Source organism: Bifidobacterium sp. SO4, from assembly GCF_018555355.1.
GTDB lineage: Bacteria > Actinomycetota > Actinomycetes > Actinomycetales > Bifidobacteriaceae > Bifidobacterium > Bifidobacterium miconisargentati.
The window spans coordinates 26870-40808 of sequence record NZ_JAFEJP010000015.1 but is presented as its reverse complement, the minus strand read 5'-3'; the positions used below and the strand labels follow the sequence as shown (position 1 = coordinate 40808).

General features: G+C 63.7%; 11 protein-coding genes. 3 read left to right on the top strand and 8 right to left on the bottom strand.

Translation table 11 applies throughout. The annotated features are described in order from the left end of the window. Positions 1-75: 75 nt before the first annotated feature. The 3 genes from JS536_RS09680 to JS536_RS09670 all read right to left on the bottom strand — a co-directional run bounded on the left by JS536_RS09680 (position 76) and on the right by JS536_RS09670 (position 3264). The gene (locus JS536_RS09680; RefSeq protein WP_214356766.1) at positions 76-912 is read right to left on the bottom strand and encodes a carbohydrate ABC transporter permease; all 837 of its coding nucleotides are present in this window, start codon (positions 910-912) and stop codon (positions 76-78) included. Continuing rightward, positions 909-1835, bottom strand: a complete 927-nt coding sequence (locus JS536_RS09675) for a sugar ABC transporter permease (RefSeq protein WP_214356765.1) — start codon at positions 1833-1835, stop codon at positions 909-911. Before JS536_RS09675 ends, JS536_RS09680 begins: the two co-directional genes overlap by 4 nt. A 187-nt stretch (positions 1836-2022) precedes the next feature. Then, entirely contained in the window at positions 2023-3264 is a 1242-nt protein-coding gene (locus JS536_RS09670; RefSeq protein WP_214356764.1) for an extracellular solute-binding protein, read from the bottom strand. A 397-nt stretch (positions 3265-3661) separates the two neighbouring features. Here JS536_RS09670 and JS536_RS09665 point away from each other — a divergent pair, with 397 nt between their 5' ends. From JS536_RS09665 to JS536_RS09655, 3 genes are all read left to right on the top strand, one after another. Further along, a complete protein-coding gene (locus JS536_RS09665; protein WP_214356763.1) occupies positions 3662-4243 on the top strand; it encodes a hypothetical protein in 582 nt (193 codons plus the stop codon). Between the two features lie 275 nt (positions 4244-4518). After that, positions 4519-6198: an energy-dependent translational throttle protein EttA gene (ettA, locus tag JS536_RS09660; RefSeq protein WP_214356762.1), complete on the top strand. Its 1680-nt coding sequence runs from the start codon at positions 4519-4521 to the stop codon at positions 6196-6198. Positions 6199-6705: 507 nt separating this feature from the next. Next, positions 6706-7611 carry an acyl-CoA thioesterase domain-containing protein gene (locus tag JS536_RS09655; RefSeq protein ID WP_214305153.1) on the top strand — a complete coding sequence of 302 codons (906 nt, stop codon included), beginning with the start codon at positions 6706-6708 and terminating at the stop codon, positions 7609-7611. A 171-nt stretch (positions 7612-7782) separates the two neighbouring features. On the opposite strand, the gene JS536_RS09650 is transcribed toward JS536_RS09655, so the two are convergent. The 5 genes from JS536_RS09650 to ftsH form a co-directional block, all read right to left on the bottom strand. Further along, on the bottom strand, positions 7783-8310 hold the full coding sequence (locus JS536_RS09650; protein ID WP_214356761.1) for a DUF3180 domain-containing protein: 528 nt from the start codon (positions 8308-8310) through the stop codon (positions 7783-7785). Between the two features lie 42 nt (positions 8311-8352). Beyond that, positions 8353-9972, bottom strand: coding sequence for a 2-amino-4-hydroxy-6-hydroxymethyldihydropteridine diphosphokinase (gene folK / locus JS536_RS09645; protein WP_214356760.1), 1620 nt, complete (start codon positions 9970-9972; stop codon positions 8353-8355). 53 nt (positions 9973-10025) lie between these two features. After that, complete coding sequence (folP, locus tag JS536_RS09640; protein WP_214356759.1) at positions 10026-10898, bottom strand: dihydropteroate synthase; 873 nt, start codon at positions 10896-10898, stop codon at positions 10026-10028. 149 nt (positions 10899-11047) lie between these two features. After that, positions 11048-11644, bottom strand: a complete 597-nt coding sequence (gene folE / locus JS536_RS09635) for a GTP cyclohydrolase I FolE (protein ID WP_109057789.1) — start codon at positions 11642-11644, stop codon at positions 11048-11050. A gap of 198 nt (positions 11645-11842) precedes the next feature. Beyond that, complete coding sequence (gene ftsH, locus JS536_RS09630) at positions 11843-13939, bottom strand: ATP-dependent zinc metalloprotease FtsH (RefSeq protein ID WP_214356758.1); 2097 nt, start codon at positions 13937-13939, stop codon at positions 11843-11845.

The window sequence follows — 13939 nt, the reverse complement described above, 5'->3', positions numbered from 1 at the left end:
TCAATTTCCTTCCGTCATTGTAGCAACCGAAACGTTGCGGACCGGCTATTGCCTTTGCCCTATCTGCACCATCCGTCAGCCCTTGACCGCGCCGGCCACGAGGCCGGAGACGATCCAACGCTGGCAGAAGATGAAGAACACGACGACCGGCGCAAGGGCGATGCAGGTGATGGCCATGAACAGCGGCCAGTTGGTGGAGAACGCGGTGACCGCGTTGTACACCTGCAGCACCACCGTGCGCTTCTCCTCGGTGGAGATGAACACGCTGGGACGCAGGAAGTCGTTCCAGATCGCCAGGGTCTGGAAGACGACCACTGTGGCGAGAATGGGCCGGATGAGCGGCAGCACGATCTGCCAGTAGATGCGCCATGGACCGGCGCCGTCCACACGGGCGGCCTCCAGCAGTTCGACCGGCAGCTTGCGCATGTATCCGACGATGAGGTAGTAGCAGAACGCCGATTCGGTCAGATACAGCACAATCAGGCCAGGCAGCGTATCCACGATGCCGGCCGCGCCTTCCATTTTGTACAGCGGAAGCAACGTGGACTGCACCGGGATGCAGAAGGCGAGCGTGAGTACGGCGCCCATGCCCACGGTCAGCCAGTTCTTTTTGAGGATCATCGCATATGCGGCAAGCGAACCGACACCCACCTGGAGCATCACGCCGAATACGGTGACGATGAGCGTGTTGGCGAACGCGGTCCAGATGCTGCCGTCCGCCACGGCCTGGGCGTAGTTGGCGAACACCCATTCGGTCGGGAGCGCGAAGGGGTGCTTGGTCATGTCGACGCTCGTCTTGAACGAGCTGACGACCACGTAATACAGCGGCAGGGCGCACAGAATCGCCAGCCCCAAGGTGACGATGGAGCGCAGGATACGACGGGAAAGGCTGTTGGCCCGTGCATTGGTCATTCGAATCTCCTTTGGACGACGCCCGCGACGCATTGCTGCAGCGTGACGAGCAGGAAGCATGCGATGGTGAACACGACGGCGAGCGCGGAGCCCACACCATACTGCGATTGGCCGGTGCCACGCAGCAGAATGGCCTGGGTGATGGTCATGGTGGCGTTGCGCGGGCCGCCGCCGGTCAGGGTGAACGGCAGATCGTAGACTTTGAGGTTGCCCGTCATGATCAGGAAGGTGGAGACCACCACCGCCGGCACGAGCTGGGGCAAGGTGATATGGAAGAACTGCTGGCGGGAATTGGCCCCATCGATGAGCGACTGTTCGTAGAGGTCGGAGGGAATCGCCTGCATATACGCGAGGTACAGCGTCGCATGCCAGCCCACGCCCATCCAGACGGCCACGAAAATCACGCAGAACTGCGCCCAGTGGTTGTCGGAGGTCCAGGGAATCGGCGGGATGGTGAACAGGTCAAGGATCTGGTTGAAGATACCGGATTTCAGTGGGGAGAAGATCTGCCGCCAAATCAGACCGAGAATGGCCTGGGCGGGGATGCCGAGGAAGAAGAACAGTGAGCGGGCCAGGGAACGGCCGAAGAACTGCTTGTTCAACGTCACGGCGAGCGGCAAGGCGAACACGGTGATGAGCACGGTGGTGGAGATGGCGAACAACAGCGTGAAGCCAAGGCTGTTCAGCAGTTCCGGCTCGGAGAAGATGGTGGCGTAATTGGCCAGCCCCACCATCGAAAAATCATCGGAAAAGCCGTTGTAGTCGGTCAGCGAATAGTAGATGGACGAGAGCAGCGGGATCAGTGTCAGCACGACGAACACGACCATGATGGGCAATAGGAAGAAGAACGAGGCCCAATCGTTGGGAGTGATGCGTTTTCTGCCCGGTTCACGCGCTGTGCTGCGGGTTTGCGAGGCGATCATGAGGATACTTTCTGCATGTATGCATGCATGGGGTCACGGGAACCGAATCGGAAGAAACCGACCGGTTTGGGAATCGCGGCCCGCGGGGTGCTTGGGGAGGAGGCATCGCCATGCGCCGGCGCGGGCCACGAATGGGAAGGAAGGGAGCGGATGAAAGCGGGAGTCGTATCGGAGGTTTCGGAGAGCCTTACTTGACCGAATCCCACTTGGCGTCAAGGTTCTTGGCGGCGTCGGCCGGCGTGGTCTGGCCGCCCTGAATGCCTTGCTGCTGGGCGATGACTTCGGCGCTCATGGCCGTGGAGCCCTTCTCGAAGGAGACCCAGTGGAACTTGCCCTTGAAGAAGTAGTCGTCGTACAGGGGCTTGAGCTGCTCGTCGATGGTGGATTCGTAGTTGCTGGACACGGATGCGGAGCCGTAGGCGGTGGTGAACAGCTTCAGCCCCTCCTCCATGTTCATGAAGGCCAGGAATTTCTCCGCGGCGGCCTTCTTCTTGGTCTTGGCGCTGATGGCGAACGCCGGGTCGGCACCGCCGTCGACGTACGGCTCGGAACCGGGGTAAGCCGGGAACGGCGCGAATCCGTAGTTCACCCCGGCCGCCTTGATATCGTTGACGTCCCAGCCGCCGGTACGGTACATGGCGGTCTCACCATTCATGAAGGATTGCTTGACCTGGTCGGAATTGAGGCCGGTGGCTTCGGGAGGCAGGGCGCCGGACTTGATGAAGCCCTTGTTCCATGCTTCGAGCGCCTTGGTCCATTGGTCGGCGAAGGTGGACTTGCCGGCGTAGATCTCCTGGTCGCCGTTGGTGCCGGTGGATGCGTAGTAGCTGCCGAGCAGGCCGATGAGCGAGCCGGACATCTCCTGGCCGTTCTCCAGGAACGGTGTGATGCCCTTGTCCTTGAGCTTGCCGGCGAGCGTGGCGAAGTCGTCCAGGTTGTCCGGCACGGTGTCGTAGCCGACCTCCTTGAGCAGGTCCTTGTTGTAGACGATGCCGGCGAGCCAGCCGGAGATCGGCAGACCGTAGATCTTGCCGTCCTTGGTGTAGTCCGCGAAGTAGGATTCGTCCACGCCCTTCAGGTAGTCGGCGCCGGTGAGGTCCGCCGCGGCGCCGTTGTTCATGAGGTCGGCGCGGTTGTTGCCGTTGAGGTTGAACACGTCGGGTGCCTGGTTGCCGGCGATGCGGGTCTGCAGCGTGGAGTTGTATTCCGAATCGCCCTGGCTGTAGGAGATCTTCACCTTGATGTCCGGATTGGCTTTTTCGAAGGCGGCGACCACCGGGTCCATGGTGTTCTTGTTGTAGTACGAGTAGACGGTGATCGTGTTGTCCGAAGAGCCGCCCGCCGAGCTTGAGCCGCAGGCCGCCATGGGGATGGCCAGCGCTACGGCGCCGACCGCCGCCGCAATCGCCTTGAAGGTACGTGACCGCATTGTCTTGTTCTCCTTAATCGATGCCTTCGCGAGAATTCATCAGGTTTTTCACGAAGGCCTTTGTGTTGTCTTTCTCGCTCTTCCATGAGCGATGACTTCATCGTACCACGATTTTTCCGTAACGTTACGAAATATGAATTGCACGACATCATGAAGCCACACAATGCCAGTAATTACAACGTTTTTATCTCGATTGACAAGCAAAAGACATGGCGTGTCGTAACGTTACGTTTATTCATTAATCCAAATCGTTACGGATAGCCACCAAAGCACAAGCCGCCGTGCGACTTGCCACCCCGAACTCCACCCGTTAGCCTGATTGCAGACAGGGAAGGACCAGGCGCACCGGCTTCCCGATAAGGCCCATCGCCTCCGCAACAAGGCAAGGAGTCCGCCGTTGTACGAGGAAATCGACGCCCTGCAGGAACGGGATCAGTATTACGTCATCGACTACATCCCGTACGATACGGACGATCCGCGATTCCTGAAGCTGGAGGAGTATTTCGAACGGACCTATCTGCCGTCGTTCGCGGAGAAGATCATCCGCATCATCCTGAAGACCATCTACCGTTTTCCCTGCGCGATCTATGTGACGGGCCCATCGGAAGACGACGATTCCATGCGGCTCTCCGAAGCCGGCGACACACCAAGCCGCATAGAACGCACGCCGAACAACGCCGAACCGGCTTCCGAAGCGACAATCCCCATCTCAATCCCCTATGACACCGACATCAGCGGCTATCCGCCGGCCGAGCTTGCCGCGATCATACGACGCATCATCCTCACCGACGGCCCGTCCTCGGTACAGGTGCTGTGTTCCATTCCGCACCGCGAACACCCATCCCGTTTCCTCATCAGCATCGGCGGCGGATTCTCCGTGACGGTCTACGGTGCCAAACCCCGAACGGAGGCCACCGACCTGCTGCAGGCACTGGCCACACAGGAGGGACTGTTCCTGAAGCACCGCTCGGAGCGCTGAAACCGGCGGCATCGCGACTTGCCGACCGCGGCATTCGTCCCACAACGCGCACCACAACGCGACCCGTCGCAAGCCGCGCCATTCCAGCCCTTCCGATACCATGGTGGGCGGTGGTTTGGCACGGCATCAACCGATATGCGGACAGAAAAACGGGCACATGGACGCCCCGTTTTGTCGGCACGTCACGATTCGTGTCATTCCTGAATGTGTCATTTACGCTTGCGAGGTCCGGAAATCGTTGATTTTCCGGGCAAATAGGAGTGCTAGAGAACAACATGGCAGAATTCGTATTCCAGATGATCAAGGCGCGCAAGTCCTTCGGCGACCGCGTGATCCTTGACGACGTGACCCTGAGCTTCCTGCCGGGCGCGAAGATCGGCGTGGTGGGCCCCAACGGCATGGGTAAGTCCACGCTGCTCAAGATCATGGCCGGCCTGGAGACCGTCTCCAACGGCGAGGCCACGCTGACCCCGGGCTTCACGGTGGGCATCCTGCAGCAGGAGCCGCCGCTGGACGACACCAAGACCGTGGGCGAGAACATCAAGATGGCGTTCGGTCCGATCGCCGACAAGGTGGCCCGCTTCAACCAGATCGGCGAGGAGATGGCCAACCCGGACGCCGACTTCGACGCCCTGATGGACGAGATGGGCAAGCTCCAGACCGAGATCGACGCCGCCAACGGTTGGGATCTCGACTCCCAGCTCGAGCAGGCCATGGACGCCCTGCAGTGCCCGGACCCGGACACCCCGGTGAACGTGTGCTCCGGTGGCGAGCGCCGCCGCGTGGCCCTGTGCAAGCTCCTGCTCGAGGCCCCGGATCTGCTGCTGCTCGACGAGCCCACCAACCATCTGGACGCCGAGTCCATCCTGTGGCTGGAGCAGTTCCTGCACCAGTACAAGGGCGCCGTCATCGCCGTGACCCACGACCGTTACTTCATGGACAACGTGGCCGAGTGGATCTGCGAGGTCGACCGCGGCCACCTGTACCCGTACAAGGGCAACTACTCCACCTACCTGGAGACCAAGGCCAAGCGTCTGGAGATCCAGGGCGCCAAGGACGCCAAGCTGGCCAAGCGCCTCAAGAACGAGCTCGAATGGGTCCGCTCCTCGCCGAAGGCCCGTCAGGCCAAGAACAAGGCCCGTCTGGAGCGTTACGACCAGATGGAGAACGAGGCACGCAACAACAAGAAGCTCGACTTCTCCGAGATCCAGATCCCGGCCGGTCCGCGACTGGGCTCCACGGTGCTGGAAGCCAACCACATCCACAAGGCGTTCGGCGACCGCGTGCTCATCGACGACCTGTCCTTCACCCTGCCGCGTAACGGCATCGTGGGCGTGATCGGCCCGAACGGCGTGGGTAAGTCCACCCTGTTCAAGACCATCGTTGGCCTGGAGCCGCTCACCAGCGGCGAGCTGAAGATCGGCGACACCGTCAAGATCAGCTACGTGGACCAGAACCGCGAGGGCCTGGACCCGAACAAGAACCTGTGGGAGGCGGTCTCCGGCGGTCTCGACTTCATCGAAGTGGCCGGCGTGGAGGTGCCGACCCGCGCCTACGTGGCCAGCTTCGGCTTCAAGGGTTCCGACCAGCAGAAGCTCACCGGCGTGCTTTCCGGTGGCGAGCGCAACCGTCTGAACCTGGCCCTGACCCTGAAGCAGGGCGGCAACCTGTTGCTCCTCGACGAGCCCACGAACGACCTCGACGTGGAGACCCTGGAAAGCCTCGAGAACGCGCTGCTCGCCTTCCCGGGCTGCGCCGTGGTGATCTCCCACGACCGTTGGTTCCTCGACCGCGTGGCCACGCACATCCTGGCGTGGGAGGGCGATGACGAGAACCCGGCCAAGTGGTACTGGTTCGAGGGCAACTTCCAGGCCTACCAGGAGAACCGCGTGGCCCGCCTCGGCGAGGATGCGGCCCGCCCGCACCGCCTGCACAAGAAGCTCGTGCGCGGCTGAGCGTCGCTGACGACGTTGCGTTAGCGACGTGCTTCGCAATCGCATAATAGGACCGTCACCGATTATGGTGGCGGTCCTTTTCATATACCTCGTCAATCCAAGCCAGTGCAATCCCCCACCGAACTACCCCTCAGTCGGCCTACGCCGACAGCTCCCCTGACAAGGGGAGCCAAGGAAAAAACAAGGCTCTGTTAAACCAAGATTGACATGGCCCTTATTCTTGGCTCCCCTTGTCAGGGGAGCTGTCGGCGAAGCCGACTGAGGGGTAGTCAGACATGGATTCATGTCAATCTTGGTTTAACAGAGCCAAAAACAACGGCAGTCGACGACTGTGATTGCAAACATCGTCCGCAATCGCGTCCGCGATATGAGACGATTCCAGACCTTACCGCACGTTTACCTTCCTCACAGGCTCGTTACATGGCGCTCCCGCATCTCTTAACCCTCCCTGCGTACACTGCAATGCAGAAGCGCAAAGTAGACCCACAACCACGGAATCGAGGAATCATGGCTCACACCGCCACCGTCACGCCTTTGGAACATCTGGTGAAGGTGCTCAAGTTGGGCGAGCCCTCCTCCTACCGCGACCACACCTACATCAACGGCGAGAGCCTGTACTTCCCCACCGGTCGCGTCTATGGCGGCCAGGTCATCGCCCAATCGGTGATCGCCGCGTCCAAGACCGTGGCGCCCTCGCGCCTGCCACATTCGGTGCACGGCTACTTCATCGCCGCCGGCGACATCCGCCAGGATCTCCTCTTCGATGTGGAGACGCTGCGCGACGGCCGCTCGTTCTCCGCACGCCGGGTCAACGTCACGCAGTCCGAAGGCCCGATCCTCACCGCCATCGCCTCCTTCCAGGAGACCGGCCAGGAGGGTGTGGAGTTCGCCGATCCGATGCCCGAGAACCTGCCCGACCCCGAATCGCTTACGTCCGCCAAGCAGCTCATGCAGCCGTTTGCGGAGAAGTCGCCGTTCGCCGACTACTACGCCGAGAAGTCGCCGTTCGACATCCGTCACGTCACGCCGACCGTGATGCTGCGCGCCGACCGGAAGTCCGCGGAGCACGATTCCGGCAAGCAGATGGTGTGGATGAAGGCCGACGGCCATGTGGACGTGCCGCAGATCATGCATCGCGCGATGCTGGCGCTCGGCTGCGACCAGGTGATGATGGAGCCGGTGCTGCGCCGCGCGGGCCTGTCCATCTCCACGCCGGGCATCTCCTACGCCTCCATCGACCATTCGATGTGGTGGTACCGCGACGTGGACATCAACCAGTGGCATCTGTACGTGCAAGACACGCCCACCGCCGCCCACGGCCGCGGTCTCGGCATCGCCAAGGTCTACTCGCAGGATGGCCAGCTGGTGGCCGCCATCGCCCAGGAGGCCATGGTCCGCGTGCCGCAGCAGTGAGCGGAATAACCGGAAAGACGACTGCGCCGTCGGCCCATCCATGATTGCGGATGAGCCGGCGGCGTAGTCGTCTATAGGGCGATGCATCCGAACACTTCCGGATCTCGCATCCCTTTTAGTCTCACTTTTGTTCAACGGCTTCCCTCGACAGGGAAGCCGGAATGGTAAGCCTTACTGCTTGAAGGCCTGAGCCACGTCCTGACGGTTCTTGGCCTGCTTGAGTTTGGCGCTTTCCGGCCCGTCGTTGGGCGGCAGCTGGCACAGCCATTCGCCGATGATGCCGATGACCATGTCCGCGATGCAGATCACGGCCGAGACGGCGCATTCGATGACCGCGTCATGGTAGAACGGCGCCTCGAAATGGCCGATGCTCATGAGGATCTGGCCCACATACCAGCCGGAGAGCGCCGCGCCCGCAAGTCCTAGCGCCTTGGCCAGCACCAGCGTGTACACCGCCACCGTGGGGTTCACGAAGCTGTGCGGACGTTTCTTGGGGTCGGTGTTGGCGTATTTGTGCACCTGCAGCGCCATGATCAGCACCAGCAGGCCGAGCACGGCCAGGAGGCCGGCCACCACCCAGGGCGCGCCGATGAGCGAGAGCCCGGAGCTTTCGCCGTAGGAGGCCAGTCCGATGCCCGCCAGCAGGCCCAGTGCGGCGGCCAGCGCAAACTGCCACCATGGGGTTCGTCGTGCCTTCATTTCCATACTACCTTATCGTTCGGTCCGCTTGGTTCGCGCCACTTAGCGCTGCGAAAGAATCCAGTTGTCGGACAGCATCCCCACCTGTCCCGCGTCCGGTGCCATGGCCAGCAGGAACGAGACGGGGTCGCCGCCCAGCGTGGCGTTCGGGTCCATGTCCATCCAGGGGGCCAGCACCGAGGCGTGGGTGCGGGCGGATGGCCAGGGTACGCGGCAGTTCGGCTCGTCCGAGGTCACACCGTCCATGTCGACCAGGTCAAGGTCGATGAGTCCCTCCTGCGAGGCCTCGACCGCGCCAAGTGCGGCGATGAGGTCCGCGGCCGGCAGCTTGGTTTCGATCTGCATGACCGCGCTCATGGCGTCGGGGCTGTCGAAATGGGCCACGTGGTAGAGCGGCGAGATGCCTTCCACCTGATTGCCGGGGATGCCGTCAATGGTCACGATGGCTTCGCGGAACAGCCGTTCAGCGTCCGTGGAGGTGGAGTCCATCGAGATGACGGCCCTGCGGGAGACGGCCGGCGCGTACTGATCGGCCGGCTGCTTGGCGTCTGCCGAGGCCATCGAGGCCGGAGAGGCCGACGATTGTGCCGATACATCCACTGCCGGGGTCGCCGCTGAATCACCGGCCCCGCTCTCGCGCCGGCCGCCCAGCATCCAGTCCTCGGCGGCCAGTTCGACCGCGTCACGGTCCGGTGCGGCCGCGAGCAGGTCGTGCACCAGTCCCCCGTGCGCGCCGGCCAGTCGGGCGTTGGGGTTCAGCGCATTCCACGGGCCCAGCACGAAGGCGCGCTGCCAGGCACGCGGGTGCGGCAGGGCCAGGTCCTCGTCGGCGCTGGTGATGCCGTCGAAATCGATAATGTCCAGGTCCAGCGGGCGGGAGTCCCAGTGATGCTCGCGGGTGCGGCCGTGGTCGGCCTCGATCTGCTGGAGGGCGGCGAGCAGTTCATGGCTACCCATCGTGGTCTCGAGCTCGATGACCGCGTTGAAGAAGTCGGGCGCGCCGTCCGCCATGCCCCATGCGGCGGTGCGGAACAGCGGCGAGATGCCGGTCACCTGGGTGCCGGGCAGTCCGTCGATCTCGCGCACGGCGGCGCGCAACGTGGATTCGACCTCGCCGATGTTGCCGCCCAGCGCCACCACGGCATGGTGCATCACGTGTCGGGGCGCGGAACCGGAGGACTTGCCTTGTGCGGCATCAGTGGTCTCGATTCGGCCACCGGTACCACCAACACCGTTTGCACCGGCATCACCGGTCAAAGCGGCACGGTTGCCCGCCGCAACCGCAACTTCCGCGACTCCCGTACGGACTCGTTCGCGGGTGATGGAGACGGCCACGTCGTCGAAGGGCACGGTGATGGGCGCGTGCGGCTTGTGTACGGTCACGTCCACCTTGGCGATGGGGTCGATGGCGAGCAGCCGGTCGGCGATGAGCTGGGCTATGCGTTCGATGAGGTCCACATGTTCGCCCTCGATCACGGCCACGATCTCCTTGGCGGCCCGGCCGTAGTCCACCGTGTCCGTCAGGGCGTCGGTGCGGCCGGCGGCGGACAGGTCGAGGTACAGCGTGGCGTCCACCACGAACGGCTGGGCGCGCTCGTGCTCGAAGTCGAGCACGCCGTGGGTGCCGTTGGCGCGTACGCCGGTCAGTCGAATCGTATCCATCTCCGCACTCCTATCGGTGTTGTCGTAGACTTCGCCAATGCCGTACCGGCAACCTACTGTTCGCTGTACTTGCGCCAGGCGTTGCCAGCGATGACGGCGGCGCGGCTCTTGGTCACGTCGTGCACGCGGACGGCCCAGGCGCCATGCTCGGCGCACAGGGCGGACAGGCCGGCGGTCACGTTGTCGCGTTCGGCCATATCGGCGTCCGCGACGCCCGCTTCGGCCAGCATCGCCGAGATGAAGCGCTTGCGGGACTGGCCGATGAGCACCGGATATCCCGTGGCGCGGAAGGCTTCCAGCCCGGCCAGCAGCGGCAGGTTGTGTTCGATGCCCGGCTTGGAGAAGCCCAGACCCGGGTCGATGATGATGCGTTCGGGCTTGACGCCGGCGGCCAGCACGCCGTCCACCTGACGCATGAGCTCGTCGTGCACGTCCTTGAGTACGCCATGCTCGTACACGGACGTGTCCTGATCGGGGTTCGCGCCCTTGGAACCGGCGAGCCAGCCGCGCCAGTGCTGCACGATGTACAGGCAGTCGTGGTCGGCCACCACGTGCGGCAGGTCGGCGTCCAGCGTGCCGCCGGAGACGTCGTTGATGATCTGCGCGCCGCCTTCGAGGGCGGCCTTGGCCACCGAGGCGCGCGTGGTGTCAATGGAGAGCACGGCGCCGGCCGGGATCAGCGCGGAGACCGCGCCGGTGATGCGCTTGAGCTCGTCCTCCTCGGAGACGCGCTTGGCGCCGGGGCGGGTGGATTCGGCACCGATGTCGATGATGTCCGCGCCGGCGGCCATCATGTCGCGGCCGTGCTGGGCGGCCTTGTCCGGGTCCAGCCAAAGGCCTCCGTCCGAGAAGGAATCCTCGGTGATGTTGAGCACGCCCATCACCATCGTGTCCGATGCGTCATGCAATGCCTGCAGATTGGTCATATGTCATTCCCCTTCGTTTTTTCGACTTCCTTTGCGGGAGGGCTGGCTCGCATAGCAAGGCCCAGCAGAATCGAGCCGATACTGGCCGGAAGGCTCCCCTCAGTCAGCTTCGCTGACGGCTCCCCTCAGAGAGGGGAGCCTAGGTTACGTTACTTGTCAAGAATCAGGCTCATGGCCTCGGCGCGGGTGGCGGGGTTGCGCAGCAGGCCGCGCACCGCGGAGGTCACCGTACGGGCGGAGGACTTCTTGATGCCGCGCATGGACATGCACAGGTGCTCGCATTCGGTCACCACGATCACGCCGCGCGCGCCCGCGTACTCCACGAGGGCGTCGGCGATCTGCTGGGTGAGTCGTTCCTGCACCTGCGGCCTGCGGGCGTACACCTCCACGAGGCGGGCCAGCTTGCTCAGGCCCATCACGCCGTCCTTGGCCGGGATGTAGCCCACATGCGCCACGCCATGGAACGGCAGCAGGTGGTGCTCGCACACCGAATACAGTTCGATGTCCTTGACCAGCACGAGCTCGTCGGTGTCCACGTCGAAGTGCTTCTCCAGCACGTCCGCGGGCGAGGCCTGCAGTCCCGAGAACAGTTCCTTGCAGGCACGGGCGATACGGTCCGGCGTCTCCACGAGGCCTTCGCGCTCCGGGTCCTCGCCGATGGACTTGAGGAACAGACGCACGGCCTGGCGCACGCCCTCCTCGTCGTAGTGGGCGGCGCGCTCGACGGCGGTCGTTTCCTCGGTCATTGCTCTCTCCATCTCATTCATTCCCAATGAACGAGCCCGCAGCCCATCCTGCACGGACAGGTCAGGCTGCGGGCTCGTATTGCACAATTACTGTTTTCTCTTCTCAAGGAGTCGCAATCGTATCCGGACTCCCCTCAGTTTCCTCCCGACCCCTGGCTCCTCTTCGGGAAGGGAGCCAGCGGCGCCGGGAGGAGCCGACTACTCCTCGGGCTTCATGCCCACCGAGCGCTTGAGGGACTCGGGAATCTCCACCGGAGGCTTGTCCGAATCGGGGCGACGGTCGTTGGACAGCCACACCGGGCGGACCGGCGCCTTCTTGATCGGCGCGAAGATCTCGGCCAGTTCCTTCTCGTTGAGCGTCTCCTTGACCAGCAGCTGGCGGACCAGCTCGTCAAGGATCTCGCGGTTGTCGTTGATGATGTTCCACGCCTCGGTGTGCGCGGTCTCCACCAGCTTGAGCACCTCGTCGTCGATGATCTCGGCGGTGCGGTTCGAGTAGTTGTGCGGGGCCAGGCTGCCCAGATCGCCGCTCTGGTCCTCGTCGTCCGCCCACTTGATGGCGCCGAGCTGCTTCGAGAAGCCGTACTGGGTCACCATCGTGCGGGCGATGTTCGTGGCCTTCTCGATGTCGTTGGACGCGCCGGTGGTCGGGTCGTGGAAGACGATCTCCTCGGCGGTGCGGCCGCCCATGGCGTAGGCCATCTGGTCGAGCAGCTGGTTGCGGGACTGCGAGTAACGATCGGAGGTGGGCATCACGGCGGTGTAGCCGAGCGCGCGGCCTCGCGGCAGGATCGTCACCTTGGTCACCGGGTCGGTGTTGTGCAGGGCCGCCGCGACCAGCGCGTGGCCGCCCTCGTGATAGGCGGTGTTGCGCAGCTCGTCGAGGGCCATGCCCTTGGACTTGCGGCGCGGGCCGGCCTGCACGCGGTCGATGGCCTCGTCGATGGCGCGGTTGTCGATGAGCTGGGCGCCGGCGCGGGCGCACAGCAGGGCGGCCTCGTTGAGCACGTTGGCCAGGTCGGCGCCGGTGAAGCCCGGCGTGCGGACGGCCACCATGTGCAGGTCCACGTCCGGCACGAACGGCTTGCCCTTGGCGTGCACCTTGAGGATCGCCTCGCGGCCTTCGAGGTCCGGGGCGGCCACACCCACCTGACGGTCGAATCGGCCGGGGCGCAGCAGGGCCGGGTCGAGCACGTCGGGACGGTTGGTGGCGGCGATGATGATGAGGTTGGTGTCGTTGTCGAAGCCGTCCATCTCCACGAGCAGCTGGTTCAGCGTCTGCTCGCGCTCGTCGTGGCCGCCGCCCATGCCGGAGCCGCGCTTGCGGCCCACGGCGTCGATCTCGTCGATGAAGATGATGGCAGGGGCGTTCTTCTTGGCCTCGTCGAACAGGTCACGCACACGGGAGGCGCCGAGACCCACGAACATCTCCACGAAGTCGGAGCCGGCCATGGCGTAGAACGGCACGCCCGCCTCGCCTGCGATGGCTCGCGCGAGCAGCGTCTTACCGGTGCCGGGAGGACCGTACAGCAGCACGCCGCGCGGGATGCGGGCACCCAAGGCCTTGTACTTGGACGGGTCCTTGAGGAAGTCCTTGATCTCCTCCACCTCGGCGAGCGCCTCGTCCTCGCCGGCCACGTCGGAGAACTTGGTGGTGGGCGTCTGGCCTTCGAGCAGCTTGCCGTTGTTCTTCTTGCCCATGCCCATCATGCCGGAGGCGCCGCCCATGCGGCTCATGAGCCACCAGAACAGTGCGAAGAAGATGATGAACGGCAGGATCGAGGTGAGCAGGTAGCTCAGCATGCTCGTCTGCTGGATGTTGGAGGTCCAGCCCTTGGACAGGTCGCCGTTCTCCACCGCCTTGGCCACCTGCGCGCCCTGCGCGAAGGTGTAGTAGAACTGCACGTCCTTGCCGTAGTTGGTGGTCTTGCCGGTGTCCGCGTTCTTCTTGGTGAAGTCCTCCTTCAACTCAAGGCGGACCACCTGCTTGTTGTCCGTGATCTCGGCATAGGTGGCCTTGCCCTGGTTGAGCAGCGCGAAGCCGTCCTTGGTGTCGATGGTCTTGGTGCCCGTGCCGGCGAACATCTGGAACATCAGCACGCACATGACCACCAGCACCGCACCCCACAGCCACGGGGACTGCCAGAACGGGCGGTCGCCGTTGTTGCCGTTGCGATTGCCGTTGTTGCCGTGGTTATTGCGGTTGAACGGATTGGTGAACGGGTTGCCGTTATTACGGTTGTTCGGGTTCGGGTTGTTCCCGTTGCCCGGCCCAGGACCCTGGGGGAAGCTCAT